Annotated in this window: 12 protein-coding genes; 7 read left to right on the top strand and 5 right to left on the bottom strand. The window is 66.8% G+C overall.

Annotated elements, in window-relative coordinates:
- Nucleotides 1-4 precede the first annotated feature (4 nt).
- Entirely contained in the window at nt 5-2,521 is a 2,517-nt protein-coding gene (cckA, locus tag ACLNGM_RS14485) for a cell cycle histidine kinase CckA (RefSeq protein ID WP_416358455.1), read from the bottom strand.
- Nucleotides 2,522-2,802: 281 nt separating this feature from the next.
- On the opposite strand from cckA, the gene ACLNGM_RS14480 reads away from it, so the two are divergent.
- The gene (locus ACLNGM_RS14480) at nt 2,803-4,539 is read left to right on the top strand and encodes a hypothetical protein (RefSeq protein ID WP_416355456.1); all 1,737 of its coding nucleotides are present in this window, start codon (nt 2,803-2,805) and stop codon (nt 4,537-4,539) included.
- Nucleotides 4,540-4,613: 74 nt separating this feature from the next.
- Here ACLNGM_RS14480 and dksA read toward each other — a convergent pair whose 3' ends face one another.
- Nucleotides 4,614-5,030, bottom strand: coding sequence for an RNA polymerase-binding protein DksA (gene dksA / locus ACLNGM_RS14475; RefSeq protein ID WP_090959666.1), 417 nt, complete (start codon nt 5,028-5,030; stop codon nt 4,614-4,616).
- Nucleotides 5,031-5,224: 194 nt separating this feature from the next.
- On the opposite strand from dksA, the gene ACLNGM_RS14470 reads away from it, so the two are divergent.
- The 4 genes from ACLNGM_RS14470 (at nt 5,225) to ACLNGM_RS14455 (ending at nt 9,007) form a co-directional block, all read left to right on the top strand.
- Complete coding sequence (locus tag ACLNGM_RS14470; RefSeq protein WP_416358454.1) at nt 5,225-5,803, top strand: SixA phosphatase family protein; 579 nt, start codon at nt 5,225-5,227, stop codon at nt 5,801-5,803.
- Between the two features lie 80 nt (nt 5,804-5,883).
- Nucleotides 5,884-7,341, top strand: a complete 1,458-nt coding sequence (locus ACLNGM_RS14465) for a YcjX family protein (protein WP_416355455.1) — start codon at nt 5,884-5,886, stop codon at nt 7,339-7,341.
- The gene (locus tag ACLNGM_RS14460) at nt 7,338-8,381 is read left to right on the top strand and encodes a YcjF family protein (RefSeq protein ID WP_416355454.1); all 1,044 of its coding nucleotides are present in this window, start codon (nt 7,338-7,340) and stop codon (nt 8,379-8,381) included. The genes ACLNGM_RS14465 and ACLNGM_RS14460 overlap by 4 nt, the downstream gene beginning before the upstream one ends.
- Before the next feature lie 92 nt (nt 8,382-8,473).
- Entirely contained in the window at nt 8,474-9,007 is a 534-nt protein-coding gene (locus ACLNGM_RS14455; RefSeq protein ID WP_416355453.1) for a hypothetical protein, read from the top strand.
- Between the two features lie 3 nt (nt 9,008-9,010).
- Here the strand turns inward: ACLNGM_RS14455 and folK are convergent, their stop codons facing one another.
- Nucleotides 9,011-9,514: a 2-amino-4-hydroxy-6-hydroxymethyldihydropteridine diphosphokinase gene (folK, locus tag ACLNGM_RS14450; protein ID WP_090959680.1), complete on the bottom strand. Its 504-nt coding sequence runs from the start codon at nt 9,512-9,514 to the stop codon at nt 9,011-9,013.
- On the bottom strand, nt 9,511-10,371 hold the full coding sequence (gene folP / locus ACLNGM_RS14445; RefSeq protein WP_416355452.1) for a dihydropteroate synthase: 861 nt from the start codon (nt 10,369-10,371) through the stop codon (nt 9,511-9,513). Before folP ends, folK begins: the two co-directional genes overlap by 4 nt.
- 155 nt (nt 10,372-10,526) lie before the next feature.
- Between folP and ACLNGM_RS14440 the strand changes: the two genes are divergently transcribed.
- Nucleotides 10,527-11,087, top strand: coding sequence for a DUF922 domain-containing protein (locus ACLNGM_RS14440; protein ID WP_416355451.1), 561 nt, complete (start codon nt 10,527-10,529; stop codon nt 11,085-11,087).
- A gap of 17 nt (nt 11,088-11,104) precedes the next feature.
- On the opposite strand, the gene ACLNGM_RS14435 is transcribed toward ACLNGM_RS14440, so the two are convergent.
- Nucleotides 11,105-11,425 carry a 2Fe-2S iron-sulfur cluster-binding protein gene (locus tag ACLNGM_RS14435; protein WP_416355450.1) on the bottom strand — a complete coding sequence of 107 codons (321 nt, stop codon included), beginning with the start codon at nt 11,423-11,425 and terminating at the stop codon, nt 11,105-11,107.
- Between the two features lie 502 nt (nt 11,426-11,927).
- On the opposite strand from ACLNGM_RS14435, the gene ACLNGM_RS14430 reads away from it, so the two are divergent.
- Nucleotides 11,928-18,938: a hypothetical protein gene (locus ACLNGM_RS14430; protein ID WP_416355449.1), complete on the top strand. Its 7,011-nt coding sequence runs from the start codon at nt 11,928-11,930 to the stop codon at nt 18,936-18,938.
- Nucleotides 18,939-19,268 lie beyond the last annotated feature (330 nt).

The raw sequence follows: 19,268 nt of genomic DNA, 5'->3' as shown, positions 1-19,268 counted from the left end.
CCGCCTATTCTTCCAGCGCTTCCTTCACCGCCACGGCCAACTCACGGAGAGAGAAGGGTTTCGGCAGGAAGCCGAACTTCTCCCCTTCGGGCAGGTTTTTGGCGAATGCGTCCTCGGCATAACCCGAGACGAAGATGAACTTCAGGTCCGGCCGCTGCTTGCGCATCTCGCGCAGAAGGGTCGGGCCATCCATCTCCGGCATGACGACGTCGGACACCACGAGGTCGACCTTTCCACCGATCTCCTCCATCACGTCGAGCGCCTCGAGACCGCTCGACGCTTCGTGAACCTCGTAGCCGCGCATCTTGAGGGCACGAACATTGCCGGCGCGCACATTGTCCTCGTCCTCGACGAGGAGGATCGAGGCGGTGCCGGACAGGTCCTGCTTGGCGTTGGAGGCCGCCGGAGACGGCACCTCACCCTTGGCGGAAGGGACCTCAGCCGGAATGTGCCGCGGCAGGAAGATGCGGAAGGTCGTACCTTCGCCGGGCTTCGTCTCGACGAAGATCGATCCGCCGGACTGCTTGACGATGCCGTAGACCATCGACAGGCCGAGGCCCGTCCCCTTTCCGATCTCCTTCGTCGTGAAGAACGGCTCGAAGATGCGCTCGGCGACATCGGCGGGCATGCCCGATCCGGTGTCCGAGACTTCCATCAGCACGTAGTCGCCCTCGCCGAGCTCGCTGTAGCCGAACTGCGCAGCCTCTTCGGTTGGAACGTTGCGCGTCGAGATGATCACGCGACCGTTCGTCGACATGGCGTCGCGCGCGTTCTGCACGAGGTTGGTAACGACCTGCTCGAACTGGCCGATATCCGCCATGACAGGCCAGAGATCGCGCGCGTGCTGCCGCTCCAGCTTCACCAGATCACCGGAAATGCGCTTCAGGAGAAGGTGCATGTCGGCGATCACGTCTGTCAGATTCAGCATCTTGGGACGCATGGTCTGGCGACGGGAGTAGGCCAGGAGCTGGCGAACCAGCGAGGCGGCGCGGTTGGCGCTCTGCTTGATCAGCAGGAGGTCCTGGAACGAGGGATCGCCGGTCCTGTGGTTGAGAAGCAGGAAATCGACCGACGCGGTGATGATGGTCAGGACGTTGTTGAAGTCGTGCGCGATGCCGCCGGCGAGATTGCCGATCGCCTGCATCCGCTGCGACTTGGCGAACTGGTCCTCCAGCGTGCGCTGCTGCGTGATGTCGACGCCGTAGAGGATCGCCACCTCGCCCGACCCGTCGCTGACGTCGGCATTGGCGCTGAGATAGAGGCGGGCCGAGCGGGTCGGCTCGCTCATAAGGTCGACGTCCAGCGACGGAATGCCCGCCTGCCCGCGCATCGCCGCCGACACGGCCTGGCGCAGCGCTTCGCGGTTCTCCTCACGCAGGCATTCCGAGACGGCGCCGCGCCCCATGGCGGCCTCGTCGCCGAAAAGGTTGGCGAACGCGGCGTTGGCGCGGGTGACGCGCCCGTTCGCATCCATCGCCGCAATCGCCATGGGCGACGAGTTGAAGAAACGGGTGAAGCGGATTTCGGCAGCGCGCAGCGCGTTCTCGTCGTCGCCCCGCGGGGCGCGGTCGAGGACGAGCGTGCGGGTGAGACCTGGCGCGCCGTCGGCGGTCCGGGTCGCATTGCGCAGGAGGCGGACCGGCAGGCGCTGTCCGGCGGACGTCACGAGATCGAGGTCGAAGCTTTCGACGCTTCCGGGCGTCCGCTGGTCGCCCGCCCGCCGGAGGAAGCCGGCCGCACCTTCACCGAGATAATCCTGGATCGAGCGCGAATAGGGTTTGAAGGTTGCGAGGTCCAGCGACAGCCAGTCGGCGAGCGTTGCATTGATGTAGGCGATCCGACCCTGCTCGTCGGCTGCGAAGAAACCCGCCGGCGCGTGGTCGAGGTAGTCGATCGCGTGCTGTAGGTTCTTGAAGAACGACTCCTGCTCTTCGCGCTCGGGCGTGATGTCGGCGATCTGCCACAGCTGCAAACCGGCCGCCGCGTCGCCGAACGGGCCGACCGAAGCGCGATACCAGTGCGGCGACGACGGCCCGGCGCTGCCGAGGCGTCGGGTCAGCCGAAATTCCTCCTGCCCGGACTTGTTCTCGCGCGCGAGGTTTGCCAGCCGGTAGATCGCTTCCGAAGCCTCCGCCTCGCGCGAGAGCAAACGCTCCAAGCTACGCACGGACGAAGCGCCCGCGGCACCGGTCGCCTCGCCATAGGCGCTGTTGGCATAGACGATGCGGCCCTTGCGATCCGTGACGAGCATGCCGACCGGCAGCGAGTTCAGGGCATCGCGCGCGATGTCGGCATCGGCGACGCGGGGCCCGACGTGCAGGAAGCCAAGTGCAAGGCCGAACACGGCGGCAATACCGCACATGGCGAGGATGCCGAACATCACGAGGAGCGCGAGCGCGCCATAGGAGTGGCCGAGCAGCGCCAGTGTGGCTGCGAAGACGAACACGAAGCCTGCGAGGAACAGAAGACGGCGGACACCGCTCGGATCGGTCCGTCCGTCGATCAGCGGCTTATCGCTCATATGCGTGGCGGAAGCGGGCGTCTGGTCCACAGCAGATGTTCCATATGCGATCGATCGACCCTTCCGAGGCAAAGCCGAACAGATTAATGCGGGACGGCACGGGCACGAGAATCTGTCGAATTTGCGCCAGTCGCAATCTCTCGACATGATGGCACGGCACTATGTTCCGAAGCTGACCCGGCGCTGGAGCCCGGCCGGCGGAACTCTACATGGCAGGCAAGGCGTCGTCCGGTGTAACCATGGGGTTTCATCGCATACGAAGGCCTAGGAGGATATGGTAAATGCGTGAGTGGCTCGCGAGCATCGTTGGCGAAAGCCTGGCCCCGATCATGACGGTGATTCTGGCGGCCGCGCTGGTGGTGCTCCTGGCGCTCGTGCTGATCGGGCTGGCAAAGCGCGTGTTTGCAGGCAGCGGCGGCATTGGAGGGCGCTCGCGCGCACCACGGCTGGCTGTTCTCGACATGGCGCCGGTGGATCCCAAGCGCAAGCTCGTGCTGGTGCGGCGTGACGACGTCGAGCATCTCATCCTGATCGGCGGGCAGAACGATCTCGTGGTCGAGCCAGGGATCGTCCGCGGCCAGCAGCGACGCGTCCGCCAGGAGCCCGGTTTCGCCGAGCCCGAGCAGCGCGTTGCTCCTCCGCAGCCGCCGTTGCCGCATCGGCGCTCCCCGCGGCCGACGGCTCAGCCCATTCCGAACGACGGACAGGATCTCGGAGAGCATCCCGCTCTGGCGCCCGTTGCGGAAACGCCCGTAACGGCTCCGCCCGAGCAGCGTGTGCAGCCCGCTGTTCGCAATCCGGTCCCCGCTTCCGAGCGGCAGCGCCCGATGGAACCGCGCGCTGCTGAGCCGACGCCCACACCAGTGGCATTGCCCGAATCGGAACCGCTCGTTGAGCCGGCAATGGCTCCGGCAAAGCCCGCCGCTCCGGTCGCTCCGCCTCCCCAAGCGATCGTGCCGCCGGTCGCGCCGCCGGTACGCGCCAACGAGCAGCTTCCCGCCACGCGCCCCCCCAAGCACGATCTACCGCTCGAGCCGACGACGCCTACGCGTCGCGCAACCGATATGCCGTCCCAGCCGCCGTTTACCGCTCCGCCATCACCGAGCGTCCCGATCACGACATTCGTCGAGCCGCCGGAGCGCAGGGCCGAGCCCGCGCAACCGTTGGTGGAACGTCCGATCCCGGCCAGCCCGACCTACGAGCCGCCGCGTCAATCGCCGATCCCGCCGGCTCCCATGCCGCGACCGCCGGTCCAGCCTGCCGCGATCGTCCCGCCGATCGCCCCTTCGACGACTGCGCCTGCTTCTCCTTCCGGCGCGAGCGCCCCGCGTCCGCCGGTCTTGCCGCCGCAGCCGCAAGCCGCACTGCAGCCTCCCGCGACGCCCCCCCGATCGATGGCGACGCCCACCCTGCCCCAGCCGTCGCGCGCAACGCCGGTCGTACCACCGGTTCGCAACGAACCCGAAGTCGCTCCGGCGCGGTCGTTCTGGTCCACGACCCCGGCGAGTTCGGGGCCTAATCAACCGGCTGGCAATCGGGACGGCGAAACGTCGCGCGACGAAGCCATCGAGACCCGTAATGAAGCTCCGGTACCGCCGCTGCCGGAGCGCATCCCGGTGCGTTGGCCTTCCGCGCCGGTCGCGCCTCGTGCCGACGCCAATGCGGACGCGGAGGTCGGGTTTGCCGGGCCGACGGCAGAGCCCGAGACAGCCACGCCCGCACCGCTGTCGGTTCGAAGCTTCGCGTCCACGATCCAAGATCGGCGAACGCCGCAGGCTGCCGAACCGTCGTCCCTCCCGGTGCAGCCTCAGCGGACGCCGACGCCGCCGCAGCCCGCTGCGCCGCCCGTCTATGCGGCAGCCCCGGTTGCGGCGGCTCCCATTGCAGTCACTCCTTCGTCGGCAGACGACGAGATGCCGTCTTCGGCTGACGAGCTCGCGGAACGGCCGCTGACGTTGGAAGAGGAGATGGAGCGCCTGCTCCACGACTTCACGATCGACGTCTCGGAACGCCGATAAGCCAAAGGCTAGCACGAAAAAGGGCCGCAGGAGCGGCCCTTTTTTCGGTGATCAGGATCGTAAGCGCGTCGCACTTACTCGTCGCGATAGACCTTCTCGCGCCGCTCGTGCCGTTCCTGCGCCTCCAGCGACAATGTGGCGATCGGGCGGGCGTCTAGGCGACGAAGGCTGATCGGCTCGCCGGTCTCTTCGCAGTAGCCGTAGGTTCCGTCGTCGATGCGCTCGATTGCGGCGTCGATCTTGGCGATCAGCTTGCGCTGGCGATCGCGGGCGCGCAATTCGATCGCTCGGTCGGTTTCCGACGAAGCGCGGTCTGCAGCGTCCGCGAGGTTCGCGTTCTCGCTCGCCAAGGCTTCCAGCGTCTCGCGCGACTCGCGAAGGATATCCGCCTTCCAGCCCAGAAGCTTCTTGCGGAAGTACTCCTTCTGGCGGTCGTTCATGAAGGGCCCGTCTTCCGGCAAGCCGGTTCCCAACGGAAGGGTTTCACTCATGCGGATCCTCCATCTGCACCTTGCGCGGGCTTATAGCGACCGTTCGAGAACCGGACAAGTTGCCAACACGCCCTGCAGCCTTTGCTTCCTCGAAGGCTAAACTGCGAAAATCGCAGCGAATTTGTGACGCGACAAGTCGGTCGCCGTGCTCGGCATCAGCCCCGGACCAGCCCGGCGCCAAGCGGGCTTCCGTGATGGAGCTACGCGCAGCGGTTGCAGACGGTCTCATGTGCCACCTCGCGATTCTCGACCTTCGCTCCGGCTTGTCCTATCGAGGGAACATGACGTCTGAACGCACGGTCCACATTCTGCGCCACGCTCACTCCTCATGGGCGGTCCCCGGACAACGGGACCACCAGCGCGTTCTCGACGACCGGGGTCGCGCCGATGCCGTACGCATGGCGGAAGAGGCGCATGCGATCGGATCGCGTGTTGGAATGGTGGTCTGTTCCACAGCGGTGCGTGCGCGGCAGACGCTGGACCTTTTTCGAAGGGCGCTGCCGCAGGACGTGCCGGTCCGCTTCAGCGACGAGCTCTATGCGCTCGGCCGCGCTGCATATGTCGGCGAGATCGACGCGTTCGTGGGACCCGGCGAACTGCTGCTCGTGGGGCACAATCCGACGATCGAGGATCTCGCGCTTCACCTTTGCGAGGGCGACGAGACTTCGCAGCGGTTGCTTCGGTCCGGTGTCGGCACCTCGAACTGGCTCACGATCGATCTGAACGCCGGGACCAGCCAGCGCGGACGTCTGCGCGTGTTGCTCAAGCCTTAGCGATCCGACCTGTCGAGGGTGGCGAGCGCCGACTATATCAGCGTCTCCTGTTCGCATCTCCCGAACCCGATCGGTTGACCATGCCCTCCATTGCCGACGAAGCGCGTATTGTCTTCGACAACATCTCGGATCGGGGAGCCGGGCTGTTCCATCCCACGCTGCGGCTTGGCGTTGCCGGGCTTTCACGCGCCGGGAAGACGGTCTTCATTACGGCGCTGGTCCACAATCTCCTGCACGGCGGTCGCCTGCCGGTGTTCGAAGCCCAAAGCTCCGGGCGCATCTCGCGTGCCTATCTCGAGGAGCAACCGGACGATGCCGTGCCGCGATTCCAGTACGAAGAGCACCTGCGAGCTATTCTGGAGGACCGGGTCTGGCCGCAATCGACACGAGCGATCTCGCAGTTGCGACTGACGGTCGAGTACGAGTCGGCCTCGGGCTGGATGCGCTTCCTGTCACCGGGAAAGCTGTCGATCGACATCGTCGACTATCCCGGCGAATGGCTGCTCGACCTTCCACTTCTCGAGAAGGACTTCGCCACCTTTTCCGCGGAATCGCTGGAGCGAGCGCGCCTGCCGTCGCGGGAGAGGATGGCACGACCGTTTCTCGACGTGCTGGCGACGATCGACCTCGAAGCGGTCGCCGACGAGACCACGAGCCAGCGGCTCAGCTCGACCTTCGCTGACTACCTGAGGGCCTGTCGGCAGGACCGTACGGCCCTTTCGACCCTGCCGCCGGGACGCTTCCTGATGCCGGGCGATCTCGAGGGATCGCCGGCTCTCACCTTTGCGCCGCTGCCCGTGGAACCCGGGCGCGTCTATCCGAAGGGCAGCTACGGGGCGATCCACGCGCGACGCTACGAGGCCTACAAGACCGTCGTCGTCCGACCATTCTTCCGCGACCACTTCGCGCGCCTCGACCGCCAGATCATCCTGATCGACGCGCTGCAGGCGATCAACGCGGGACCGGAAGCGGTGCAGGATCTGGAGACCGCCCTCAGCGACATCCTCGCCTGCTTCCGGCCGGGCCGCGCGTCCTGGCTCGGATCGCTGCTCACGCCGCGGATCGATCGTATTCTTGTGGCCGCTACCAAGGCCGACCACCTGCACCGCACCAGCCACCAGCGCCTCGAAAACATCGTCAGGCGGCTGGTGGACGGCGCGGTCGAGCGTGCAAAACTGTCCGGCGCCCAGACCGATGTCGCCGCGATGGCTGCGGTGCGCGCGACCCACGAGGCCACGGTTTCGGACAAAGGCGAGACGCTGCCTGTCATCGTTGGCACCCCGATCGAAGGCGAAGAGATCGCCGGGCAACGCTTCGACGGACGAACCGAAACGGCGGTCTTTCCCGGCGATCTGCCGGAGGACCCCTCGCGGATCCTGCGCGCGCGGGAGGATGGCACCGGAGCGCTCGATCCTCTGACCTTCGTCCGCTTTCGTCCGCCGAGGCTGGAGCGCACCGCCGAAGGGGCGACGCTCTCCCTGCCGCAGATCCGCCTCGACCGCGCCCTTCAGTTTCTGATGGGAGATCGTCTGGCATGAGCGACACACCGTCCCGCCGCCCATCGGCTTTCCCGGTCGATCCACCGCTGCCGCAGCCCCCTGTCGCAACGGCACGAACGCCTCGCAGCATTTCCGACCTCGCTCGGGTGCAGATCGAACCCGACGAAGCGCTCGAGGCTGAAGCCGCCGCGCAGCTGGACGCCGAACCGGCGACCCGCCGCCGCCGCACGTTCTCGTTCGGCAAGCTCGCCATGGGCGCGCTCGGTGCGCTCGCATCGCTGGCCTTCGGTCTGGCGATCGATAGCTTCGTGCGCGATCTCTTCCAGCGCTCGGACTGGCTCGGCTGGACGGCTCTCGGTCTTGCCGTGCTGCTGCTGGTGGGGTTGCTCGGTGTCGTCGGTCGCGAAGCCCTCGGCATCATGCGGCTCAACGACGTGGAGCGTGAGCGCAGCGAGGGGCGCCGGGCCTTCGAAACCGACTCCGCAAGGGACGCCCAAGCGGTCGTCGCCAAGCTGACAAAGCTCGTGTCGGCGAGACCGGAGACGGCCGCAGGTCGCGAGCGCCTCCATGCCTCGCGCGACGACGTCATCGACGGTCGAGACCTGATCACGCTCGCCGAACGCGAACTCCTCCTGCCGCTGGATGCCCGCGCGCGTGCGCTTGTGCTCGCTTCGTCCAAACGGGTGTCCGTCGTGACGGCGGTCAGTCCGCGCGCCTTCATGGACCTCGCCTTCGTCCTGTTCGAAACCGTGCGCCTGATCCGCTCGGTATCGTCGCTCTACGGCGCCCGACCGGGCGCTATCGGGCTCGTTCGGCTGGTGCGCGACGTTCTGGCGCATCTGGCTGTCACCGGGTCGATCGCGGTCGGCGATGGGATCGTGGGGCAGGTCGTAGGCCATGGGCTGGCGGCGCGGCTGTCCGCGAAGCTCGGCGAGGGCCTTGTCAACGGCCTTCTGACCGCCCGGATCGGCATCGCCGCCATGGACCTCTGCCGACCCCTTCCCTTCCTCAGCGTCCAACGCCCGAGGATCGGCGACTTCCTCAATGAACTCAAGCCGATGGGCGGCGAGAAGCTGTGACCCGAGTGCTGCGGCTTGTCGCTCGCGAAAGGTTCGGTTAACCGTTCCCGGCGATAGATAGGCCCATGTCCTTGCCGCTCCGAAGGCTCCCCATGTTCCGTCCCGTCATCGCCGGATTGTCGCTTCTCTCGATCGCTCTTACAGGCGCGATGCCGGCGCGCGCGGCCGATGTCGACGAAGCCTTCTTCAACTCGGTTTTCGGGCGCTGGTCGGGCCCGGGCGAAATCGTCGCCGGCAAGTACAAGGGCACGAAGTTCGTGTGCGACCTGTCGGGTCTCCAGCCCGAAAAGGCCGTCGGCATGTCGCTCGACGGGGCCTGCCGCGTCGGCATGTTCTCTCAGCCGATGAACGCGACCTTCACCAAGGGCGGCTCGTCCTACAAGGGCACGTTCCTCGATGGCTCGGGCGGCAAGGGCCTCGACATCGTTTCGGGCGACGTGTCGGGAAACAAGGTCGTCGTCGGCCTCGACCGCAAGCAGTTGAAGGGCGCAATGGTCGCCCGACTCGAGGACAAGAACAAGCTGATGATCACGATCTCGGTGCAGGTCGCGGGCGAGCTCGTTCCCGTCATCGGCATGACGCTGAAGCGCGACGAGAGCGTGAAGCGCGCCGCGTTGGCGGACTGAGCGTCAGGCGGTCCGCCACCAGTCCGGCTCCGTCGGCCGACGTTCGATACCCGTCGTATCGAGCGTCTTCAGCCGCTCGACGATCGTCACGCCATCCAGAATTAACTGTGGCGCGATCTCGACGAGCGGGACAAGTACGAAGGCTCGCTCACCCATGCGTGGATGCGGCAGCGTCAGTGTCTCGCTCCGCATGCTGACACCACCGAAGTCTAGGATATCGAGGTCGACCGTCCGCGGACCCCAGCGCACGCTGCGATCGCGATGAAGCTCGGTTTCTACAGCCAGGCAGAGCGACAGCAGGCCATCCGCCGAGAGGCTGGTTTCGACACTCGCGCAGGCATTCAGGAATGTGGGCTGCACGATCGGCCCCCAAGGCGGAGTTTCATAGACCGACGATACGGCGACCACGCTCGTGCAGAGATCGCGGTCGAGGGCACGCAGCGCCAGCGCCATTGAGTGGACGGGGTCCCCGATATTCCCGCCAAGCCCGAGATAGGCGGTGATCATTGCCCTCGCTCCCGAAGCGCGGCGTCGACCAGTGCCAGCGCGTCTCGTGTCGGGCCGACGGCATGGACCCGGAAGATCGATACGCCCCGCTCCCGCATCAGAACGCTCGTCGCGGCCGTGGCCACGTCGACGTCCCCGCTGTCCCGGTCGAGAACGCTCCGCACGAAGCGCTTGCGCGAGGTGCCGGCGAGGATCGGGTAGCCGAGGGGGGCGAGTTCGCCCAGCCGCATCATCAGTTCGAAGTTCTCCCTCGCATCCTTCGCGAAACCGAACCCGGGATCGAGGACGATCTGGTCCTCGCTGACGCCCGCGTCGCGCGCGATCTCGACGGAGCGCCGGAGAAACGACCGCTGATCCTCGATGACGTCAGGCAGTTTCTCGCGCTCTCGCCCCGTGTGCATCAGGCATAGGCCTGCCCCGGTTCGGGCCGCGACTTGCGCGATCTCCGGCTCGCGTTGCGCGCCCCAGACGTCGTTGACGATCGATGCGCCGGCCTCGATCGCAAGGGCCGCGGTCTCGGCGCGGTAGGTATCGATGGAGATCGCCACGTCTCTGTGAGCCCGTAGCGCGCGAATGACCGGCAGGACCCGGTCCTGCTCTTCCGCCGCCTCGACGGGTGCGGCGCCCGGCCGGGTTGACTCGCCGCCGATGTCGATGATGTCGGCGCCCTCTGCGATCATTGCGAGCGCGGCCTCGACCGCCCGCTCGGTGCTGCCGTCGAAGCGACCGCCGTCGGAAAAGCTGTCCGGGGTGACGTTGAGGATGCCCATGATGGTCGATCGCCGCCCGAGACGAATCGTCCGGCCGTGGGCCATTCGCCAGATGCGCTCCAGTGTCACGGGTTCGCCCGATCTCATCCGTATTTCCCAAGCCCGTTACTGACGACCGCAATATTTCCGCAATCGTCCCTTGTATCTCTTTCGAACCCGCGTAGCGTAGGGGTCAGGTGTTTCAAGGGTCGAGGCCAGCGACGATGCGGCGACTTCTGATCTCCAGCCTTGCGGCCGGATGCATGTTCGCCGGCTCGGCCCATGCCGCCGAGATCACCGAGCGCACCACGTATTTCATGGTGCGCGGAGCGACGTTTGCCGAGCTGGACAGGGCGCTCGGAACAAACGGTCCGCTTCTGGGCGGCGGCGAGCGTCACGCGGGGGCCACGAAGGTCACCTTCAGCCGCGACCTGCAGTTCGATATTCAGAAGACCGGCTGCCGCATTGCACGCACCAACCTCCGCCTCGATCTCGTGACCACCCTCCCGCGCTGGAACGCACCGCGTGGCGCCGACGCGAGGACGCGGACGATGTGGAAGGTGCTGCAGCGGGACATCGCGGAACACGAGGCGAAACACTCCACGATCGCCAAGAACTGGCTCGACCGGATGAACCGGGAACTCTTGGCCCTGCCCCCCGAGCCGAGTTGTGCCCGTCTGGAGGTGAAGGCCGCGCATCTGTCGCAGCAGATGCAGATGGCCCATGCCAAGGAACAGAACGGGTTCGATCGCGCGGAGACGCGCGTCGTGGACTCCCGTCTCAATGCGAAGCTCGCGGCGGCCACGAAACGCGCGGCACCCTAAGGAGGCAGGGCTTCGGCTTACGCCTGACGTGCAGGAACCGTCAGCGTCAGTCCGTCGAGGTCCGGCTTGACCCGGATCTGGCAGGACAGGCGCGAGTTCGGGCGCACGTCGAGCGCGAAGTCCAGCATGTCTTCCTCCATCGCTTCCATCGGCGGGATCTCCGCGAGGCGAGCCTCGTCGACATAGACATGGCAGGTCGCGCAGGCGCAGGCTCCGCCACAATCGGCATCGATGCCGGGCACATCGTTTCGGATCGCCGCCTGCATGACGCTCGCCCCGTCGGCAGCATCGATATCGTAGCGGGTTCCGTCGGGCGTGATGAAGCTGATCGCGGTCATGCCCGCGGGTAGAACGACTGCGGGCGGCCGTCAATGGTCGCTCGGACGACCGCAAGGCGTCGAAGCGTTCGGTTATCAACAACCATGTCCGCACAAGCCGACGTATGGTGACCGGCTTCGACGATCGACGCAGCGCGACAAGCGGACGCCGCGGGTTGGTGCGACGAAAGCAGACCAACTGACGATTCGAAGCCGGAAACCTCGCTCGACGCGACGTCAACGCAAGCCCGCGGCAAGCGCAGCGCCCTCGGATCGCAGTCAAGGGATCGATACCGCCGAAAGCTGCATTTCGAAATCGGCGTTAACCAAATGTTTAAACTTGTATCAAAGCCCGGAATTGCGGGTTTCCTTCCGCCCTCCGCGCCTCTAATTTGGTCGAATGTAAAAGGCCCGCCATCCGTGTTCTGGTGGCGGCCTTCCGATGGCGGGATGGTTCGGGGCGCGCGACAGGGCGGCGCGTCGGCGGCCACCCCGCGAGTAAACGAGTACGGGGCGGCGGGTCATGTCGAAGATCAAGACGGCTGAACAGCTATCGGACGAAGCAGTCACCGAGCTGGAGGCGGCGCTTCAGGACACGGATTTCCTGGGTGCCGATCCCGATCAGCCTCAGGTGAGCGGGACGGCCGAAGGCCATGTCGAGAGCGATACGCTCGCCCCGTCCGAGATCAACATCGAGTTCGCCCTCAATGAATTCGATCGCTCCGTGGAGGAAGCGACGAGCGCCCTCCGTGAGGAATCGATCGCCGAGCCAGTTGCGCAAACCGATCCGCTGAAGGCCGACGGGGAGGTTCCGCCCGAGCCGGACTTTCAGATCGCCGAAGAGGAACTGATCGCGTCGCTTGGCGATCTCGACCGCGTCGACCCGCCTGCGGCGGCCGATCGCCTCGGAAGCGCCGTGCCGCCGGTGGCGGCCGCGATCGCGGCAGGAACAGCCAGCACAGCGCGTCAGGATGCTCCCCCTCCTCGTGCGGAACCTGCGGCTCGGCGCCCGGAGCCGAGCGTCGCCCCCGAGCCCGTTCGTGCGTCGCGCACCCGCGACTTCAAGGCCGCTGTCGCCAATGACGAGCAGCGATCCGCCGCCGTGCGCGCCGATGCGCTGCTGACCCGCCGTTCATCGCGCCGCACGCTGGTCATCGGCGGCGTCGTCGCCGCCGCTTGGGTTCTCCTGGCTGGTGCGGCCGCCGCCGCTTTCATCAATTCCGGCACGTCGCCCGCCCCCGAGGCCGTCACGCTGGCCCTGGCGGCTTCTGCCGTGGTCCTGCCTGCCCTTCTCATCATGGCCTTCGCCGTGATGGTGCGGCGTTCGCAGGATCTGCGCCTCATGAGCCGCTCGCTTGCCGAGGTGGCTCTTCGGCTGGCGGAACCTGAAAGCATCGCTTCCGAAAAGGTGGCGAGCGTCGGCAATGCCATTCGTCGTGAAGTGGCCGCTCTCGGCGAAGGCGTCGAGCGCGCGCTTTCGCGCATGGGCGAGCTGGAGGGCATCGTCCACAACGAAGTGTCTTCGCTCGAACGTGCCTACGCCGACAACGAGGTGAAGATCCGCTCGCTTGTGACCGACCTGTCGTCGGAGCGCGAGGCGATGCTGACGCATGCCGAGAACCTTCGCTCGTCGGTGGTCGGTTCGCACGATCGCCTGATCGGCGACGTCGACACGGCCTCCACCCGGATCATCCGCCAGGTCGAGGACGCGACGCAGCGGTTCCATTCGCTCCTCGACGAGCGCGGTGCCGCCCTGTCGCAGGCCTATGAGGAACGCAGCCAGGCGCTGACGGCGATGTTCGATGCCCGCAGCCGCGAAATCGAAAGTGAACTGACTGGCAGCAGCACGACCGTGATCCAGCGGATCGGCGAAACCGCAGAGGAGACGACGCGTCGGCTGGCTCAGACCGGCGAGGAACTCGCCCGGTCGCTGCGAGCGCAGGCCGAGGAACTGCAGGCGCGATCCGACGAACTGGTGCAACGCGTCTCCTCGATCGGCGAGGAAGCGGGTGAGCGCCTTCGCCAGTCGAACGAGACCGTGCTGCGCCAGTTGGCGGAGCGTACCGAGAATCTTGCAACCGGCTCGGAGACCTTCGACCGACGCCTCGCCGAAACGCTCGACGAGCGTTCCTCGCGTCTGATCGGCGAGAACGAAGCGCTGATCGCTTCGCTGGCCGGTAGCCTGGACCAACGGCTCGCCAACCTGACGACCGAGACCGAGCGTCTTCTTGTGCGCCTCGACGAAGCCTTCGACAGCCGGATCCAGAACGCGACCACCCTCCTCGGCTCGCGCAACGACAATGTTCTCAGCCGCTTCGACGAACGTCTCGCTCAGCTGGAAGCGGCTCTGTCTGGCAAGGGTGCGCAGCTCGTGCAGACGATCGAGGGTCAGGCCCTTGCGATCGACCGCACGGCCGGTCGCCTCGCCGTCACCCTTTCCGAATCCTCCGGTAGCTTCGCGCGGACCGTGGCCGAGCGCGCCGACGAAATCCGTCAGGCGATCGACAGTGGCCGGGAGAATCTCACCGCTGCCGCAGACAGCGCTCGTCAGGGCATCGACGCCAGCTTCAACCAGCATTCCGATCATTTGCGCTCGACCTTCGACGCGCAGATCGGCTCGCTCGGGGCCGTTCTCAGCGATCGCGCGGCCGACATCGACACGTCGCTCGCTTTCGCGCAGCAGGCGTTGATTGCCCAGTTCGAAGAGCGCGGGACCGCCCTCACGCACTCCATCGAGAGCAACGTCGCCCGTATGGAGGCGATCATCGGCGGCGCCGAAGGCCGCCTGGTCTCCGGCGTGGAAGAACGGGCCGGACGGCTTGAAGCTGCTCTCGTCGCGGCCGACTCGCAGGCGGACGATCGCTTCCAGACCCGCCTCGACCGCATGAACGCGCTTCTTGCCGAGCGCGGATCGGCGATCGAAGTGGCGCTCGACCAGCGCACCCAGCTCCTGTCGAACGAATTCGAGACGCGTCTGGCTTCCCTCGACCGCATGCTCGCCGATCGCACGGAGCGCTTCGTCACCGACTTCGACGAGCGGAACGAGGCCTTGACCACCGGGCTTGCGGACCGCATCACCGCCAGCGAAGCCTTCATGCGCGACAGCGGCGAGCGGCTGTCGACCTCGCTCGACCTTTATACCTCGCGGGTCGGCGACGACGTCATCGGGCGCCTGGAAGCGGCGTTGATGATGGGCGACGACCGCCGGCAGGAATTCCTCGCCAATCTGGAAACGCGCACGGCCGGCATCGAGGCGAACTTCGAGCAGTCCGTCGAGCGCGTCGTCAACGATCTCGCCGTCCGGGTCCGCGAGCTTTCGGATGCGGTCGACACCTCGCATGCCGGTCTCACCGAAAGCCTGGACGAGCGCACTGCCCGCTTCGCCCGCGATATCGACCAGAATGCCGGCACGGTGCTCTCGGCTGTCGAGAACGCCCTGTCGCTCCTGATCCAGGGTCTCGACGGTCGTGGCGCGACGCTCCGCGAAGCGGTCGAGAACGCGCGCGGCGCCATTCTCGATGGCCTCGACGATCGCGTCGTCTCCATGCGCCAGATGGTTGACGCCTCGGAAAGCTCGCTGATTTCCGACCTCGACGAGCGGACCACCCGTATCGCCGCCACGCTCGACAGCGGCAACGCGGCGATCCTCTCCACGTTGGAGACCCGCATTACGGCCCTGCGTCAGGCGCTCGTGGAATCTGACGGCTTCCTGGCCACCGCGATGGACGAGCGTCGCGACAACCTCACGTCCGCCATCGAGGACGTTGCGGGATCTCTGGCCGCCACGCTCGGCGACCGGGCGGACGACGTGCGCCGCGTTCTTGAGCAGAGCGCGGGCAACGTCACCACCGCGCTGGAGACCAAGCGCGAAGAGATCGTCGCCGCACTCGCCGCAGGCACCGTCAGCCTCGCGGCCGCGGTCGACGAGCGGACGAACGCCATCAATGCCAGCCTCGAGCGCGGCCTCGGCAATGTCGAACGCACACTCTCGGGTCGCACGGCAATGATCGCCGACACCCTGCGAGAGTCCATCGTCGCTGCGTCCGCCAAGATGGGCGATGAGGCCGACCGTGCCCGCGCCGGTCTGGAAACCGAGACCCAGAAGATCGCCATCATCATCGGCGAGCTCGGCTCGACCTTCCGGTCGTCCTCTGCCGAGGCACAGGCCGAGTTCGTCGCCGAGGCCGGCCGGTTCGAGGAGCGCATCCGCGCCGTCGTCCAGTCGGTGCAGGAGACCAGCCAGACGGCTCGCGAGGAGCTGACCGGCCAGAGCGCGCAGATCGCCGAGGGCATTGTGCTTTCCGCCGACTCGATCCGCCGCATTGGCCAGGAGGCGCAAGAGCGCTTCGCCGCAGAGGCTCAGCAGCTCGGCCGTCAGGTCAGCGACGTCGCCGGGCGCATGCGTGCCGACGCCGAGGAACTGCGCGAGGCGCTCGCCCTCGAAGGCGACGCTTTTACCACGCAGATCGGCGGAGCCTCGCTCGCCATGCGCAGCGAAGCCGAGGCGGCGCGCGAGCGCCTCTCGGAAGTCGCCAACGAGTTCGCCGGTGGTCTGGAGGCGATGGCCGACCGCCTGCGGCATGACGCCGAGACGGCTCGCCAGATCGTTCAGGACCAGGCGCAGTCCCTCTCCGGCGATATCTCGGAAGCATCGGACCGCCTCCGCCTCATCGGCGACCGGACGCGCCAGCAGTTCGCGACCGACGCCGCTCAGATCCGCGAAGAGGTCGCTGCGGCGGCCGTTCAGGTCCGCGAGCAGTCGGATGTGCTGCGCCGCGAGGTCGCCGAGCAGACCGCTGCGATCGGCGCCGAGTTCACCGATGCGAGCGCCCATCTGCGGGAAGCCGGCGAGCAGTCGCGCCGTAACCTGCTGGACGATGCGGGTCGCATCACCGGCGAGGTCGCGCGGGTGGTCGAGGCCATGCGCGGCGAGACCGATCGCGTCCGCGAGCGGATCGGCGAGACGGCGGGTCAGCTGGTCGCCGAACTCACCGGTGCGACCGACCGCTTCGAGGCGAGCTCCGGCGACGTTCGTGAGCGTTTCGCCGCCGATGCCGCGCGCGTCGTGGGCGAAATCGACGCGGTGGCCCTCTCGATGACCGAGCAGGCCGAAAGCGCCCGGCAACGGTTCCTTTCGGATGCGGAAAGCTTCGCCGAACGCGTTCGCGGCGCCTCAACGCTCATCCGGGACGAGACGGGTCGCAGCGTCACGATGCTGGGAGAGCGGGCCGACGGCTTCGTCGGAGAACTGGCGACCTTGTCGGATCGCCTCGCCACCCTCCTCTCCAACACGTCCGGTGGACTCAACGAAAGCCTGTCGCGCTCGATCATGGACCTGCGGGCCGAGATCGACGGCACGTCGGAGACGATCCGTAACGACATCCTGTCGGTTGCAGCCAACATCCGCGACGAGACGGCCAACGTCTCGGGCGAGATCCTTCGCGAGGCCGAGAAGGCGCGTGCGGCGCTGAGCGCCGAAGGCTCGCAGGTCGTGCTCGGCCTGTCTGCGGCGGCAACCGCCCTCCGTCTGGAGGCCGAGCGCGCCCGCGATCAGATCGCCGAGGTGACGACGGGATTCGGCGCGGAGATCGCCGATCGCGTCTCGTCGTCCGAGCGCGAGCTGACGCAGAGCTCGGATCGTGTGGCGGAACGGATGGCGGAGCGCACCCGCGCCCTGTCGCAAATCCTGACCGATCGCAACGCCGAGCTTGCCACCCTGATCGAGACACGCACCCAGCCCATCGTCGATGCGCTGTCTCAGACGGGAACCGCGGCGATTGCCGCCCTGGAAGGCACATCCGACCAGGTGGCGGAGCGGCTGCGCGCCGAGAATGCGGCCGTGGTTGCCGATTTCGTGCAGCGGACGGAGGAGCGCGTTCAGCGCCTCAGCCGTTCGTCGTCCGAGCTGATTGCCGCGCTCGACCAGCGTTCGGAAGAGGCCGCAACCCGTGTGTCCGGTATTCAGGGTCAGCTCGGCCAGGAGGTCACGCAGCTTCTCGATCGGCTCGACAACAGCAACGAGACGCTTCGCACGATGCTGGAGGACGCCAGCGGCTCGATCGGCCGCGTGGAGACCTCGCTCATCGATACCCGCGATCGCTTCCGGACCGAGGCGCTGCGTGTCGAGGACGAGATCACGTCCTCGTCCGACCGCCTGGAGCAATCGATCGCCCGGATGGACGGTGTCACGTCGTCCGCCTTTATGCAGATCGGCGGTATGACCGAGAAGTTCGCCGAGCACGGGCGCCTTCTCTCCGACGCAGCACGTCTGCTCGACGAGACGCAGACCAACCTGCAGTCGACGCTCGAAGAGCGTCACGAGGGCCTGACGCTGCTTGCCGGAACGTTGGCCGACCGCTCACGCACCATCTCCGAGACGCTGAACGCGTTCGAGGGCGTCGTGGATCGTCTCTTCACGCAGGCCGAGGAGCGCGCCCGCGCCGTGGCTGCGACGGTCAATGGCGAACTTGGGTCGAGCCTCGGCGACGCCGAGCAGCAGCTGGAGGAGACCGAACGCCGTTCGCAGGCTGCCGCCGAGCAGATCCGCGAGGCGATGCGCTCGGTGATCGAGGAGGCGTCCGAGAAGTTCGCGGGTGCGACATCGGAAATGCGCCGCGCAGCTGGCGACATGCGTCGCGAACTGGAAACGGCGCGTACGGAAATCCGCCGCGGCGTCTTCGAGCTGCCGGAGGAGACTCGCGAGAGCACCCGGGCGATGCGCCGGGCGGTGTCGGACCAGATCCGCGCCCTGCGCGAACTCAGTGACATCGTTTCGACCTCCGGCCGTGCGATGGACGTGCGCAAGCCCTCGACCGACGACCGCGGTTCTCGCTCGGCCGGCTCGAGCAGCGAGAGCGAGCGTCGCGTGGCACCGCCGGCCGTCAGCGGCAACCTGGCCTATGACGTGCGTGGCAATGCCGACGCCTCGCGCATGCTGACGCAGCAGCCTTCGGCAAACCCGGTCCAGACGGGACGGACGGGCGAGTTCTCGCCGCTTCGCCCGGCTGCACCAGCGCAGGTCCCCGCTCCGATCGCCACGCCTGCGGCCCGTCCGGCGGCTGGTGAAAGTGATGGCGGCTGGGTGTCCGATCTCCTGCGTCGCGCCTCCCAGGATGAGGACGAGGGTGTGGAGCCTGCATCGGCTCCGGCCGCTCCCTCAGAAGCGGCGCGCACCGAGCGCAGCCAGGCGCACGTGGTCGACTCCCTGAACTCGCTGTCGGTGGATATCGCCCGTGCGATCGATCACAACGTGTCGGTCGAACTGTGGGATCGCTACCGCAACGGCGAGCGCAACGTCTTCACTCGTCGTCTCTACACGATGAAGGGGCAGCAGACGTTCGACGAAATCCGTCGCAAGTACCAGCGCGACGCGGATTTCCGTCATGCGGTCGACCGCTACATCGCGGACTTCGAGTCGCTGCTTCAGGACGCCTCGCGACGCGACCCGGACAACACGCGCAGCAAGTCCTACCTGACGTCGGATACGGGCAAGGTCTACACGATGCTGGCGCACGCTTCGGGCCGCTTTGACTGATCGGATGCTAGAGAAACCTTCGAACTGAGAAAGGGCGGCACCTACGGGTGCCGCCCTTTCTTGTGATGTCAAGCGCCCCATGCAACCCGCCCTGACGTCATCGACTGCACGCGGTCCGTGCCACAGGACGCGAGAGAGCGCTGACGGGCTTCTCCGTTCCGGTCGTCTGGACTGAGACTTCAGGCGGAGCGTGGAGAGCAATCGTTCGAAATCAGCAGCCACTTCGACCACGATTGCGGTGTCCATATCCGTAGAAAGGCATTCGCAGTCCCGCCTTCTATGGAACATGACACCGCTACGGTCAGGAGGCTAATTCCACCGCACGTTGGC

The organism is Aureimonas phyllosphaerae (assembly GCF_047943035.1).
GTDB classification, from domain to species: Bacteria; Pseudomonadota; Alphaproteobacteria; order Rhizobiales; family Rhizobiaceae; genus Aureimonas; species Aureimonas phyllosphaerae.
The sequence above is the reverse complement of the archived record's forward strand: the minus strand, read 5'-3'. Positions and strand labels throughout refer to the sequence as shown.

Excerpts from the sequence above, each read along its gene's own strand:
- cckA (WP_416358455.1), bottom strand. The coding sequence starts at position 2,521 with ATGAGCGATAAGCCGCTGATCGACGGACGGACCGATCCGAGCGGTGTC.
- ACLNGM_RS14480 (WP_416355456.1), top strand. The coding sequence starts at position 2,803 with ATGCGTGAGTGGCTCGCGAGCATCGTTGGCGAAAGCCTGGCCCCGATC.
- dksA (WP_090959666.1), bottom strand. The coding sequence starts at position 5,030 with ATGAGTGAAACCCTTCCGTTGGGAACCGGCTTGCCGGAAGACGGGCCC.
- ACLNGM_RS14470 (WP_416358454.1), top strand. The coding sequence starts at position 5,225 with ATGGAGCTACGCGCAGCGGTTGCAGACGGTCTCATGTGCCACCTCGCG.
- ACLNGM_RS14465 (WP_416355455.1), top strand. The coding sequence starts at position 5,884 with ATGCCCTCCATTGCCGACGAAGCGCGTATTGTCTTCGACAACATCTCG.
- ACLNGM_RS14460 (WP_416355454.1), top strand. The coding sequence starts at position 7,338 with ATGAGCGACACACCGTCCCGCCGCCCATCGGCTTTCCCGGTCGATCCA.
- ACLNGM_RS14455 (WP_416355453.1), top strand. The coding sequence starts at position 8,474 with ATGTTCCGTCCCGTCATCGCCGGATTGTCGCTTCTCTCGATCGCTCTT.
- folK (WP_090959680.1), bottom strand. The coding sequence starts at position 9,514 with ATGATCACCGCCTATCTCGGGCTTGGCGGGAATATCGGGGACCCCGTC.
- folP (WP_416355452.1), bottom strand. The coding sequence starts at position 10,371 with ATGAGATCGGGCGAACCCGTGACACTGGAGCGCATCTGGCGAATGGCC.
- ACLNGM_RS14440 (WP_416355451.1), top strand. The coding sequence starts at position 10,527 with ATGTTCGCCGGCTCGGCCCATGCCGCCGAGATCACCGAGCGCACCACG.
- ACLNGM_RS14435 (WP_416355450.1), bottom strand. The coding sequence starts at position 11,425 with ATGACCGCGATCAGCTTCATCACGCCCGACGGAACCCGCTACGATATC.
- ACLNGM_RS14430 (WP_416355449.1), top strand. The coding sequence starts at position 11,928 with ATGTCGAAGATCAAGACGGCTGAACAGCTATCGGACGAAGCAGTCACC.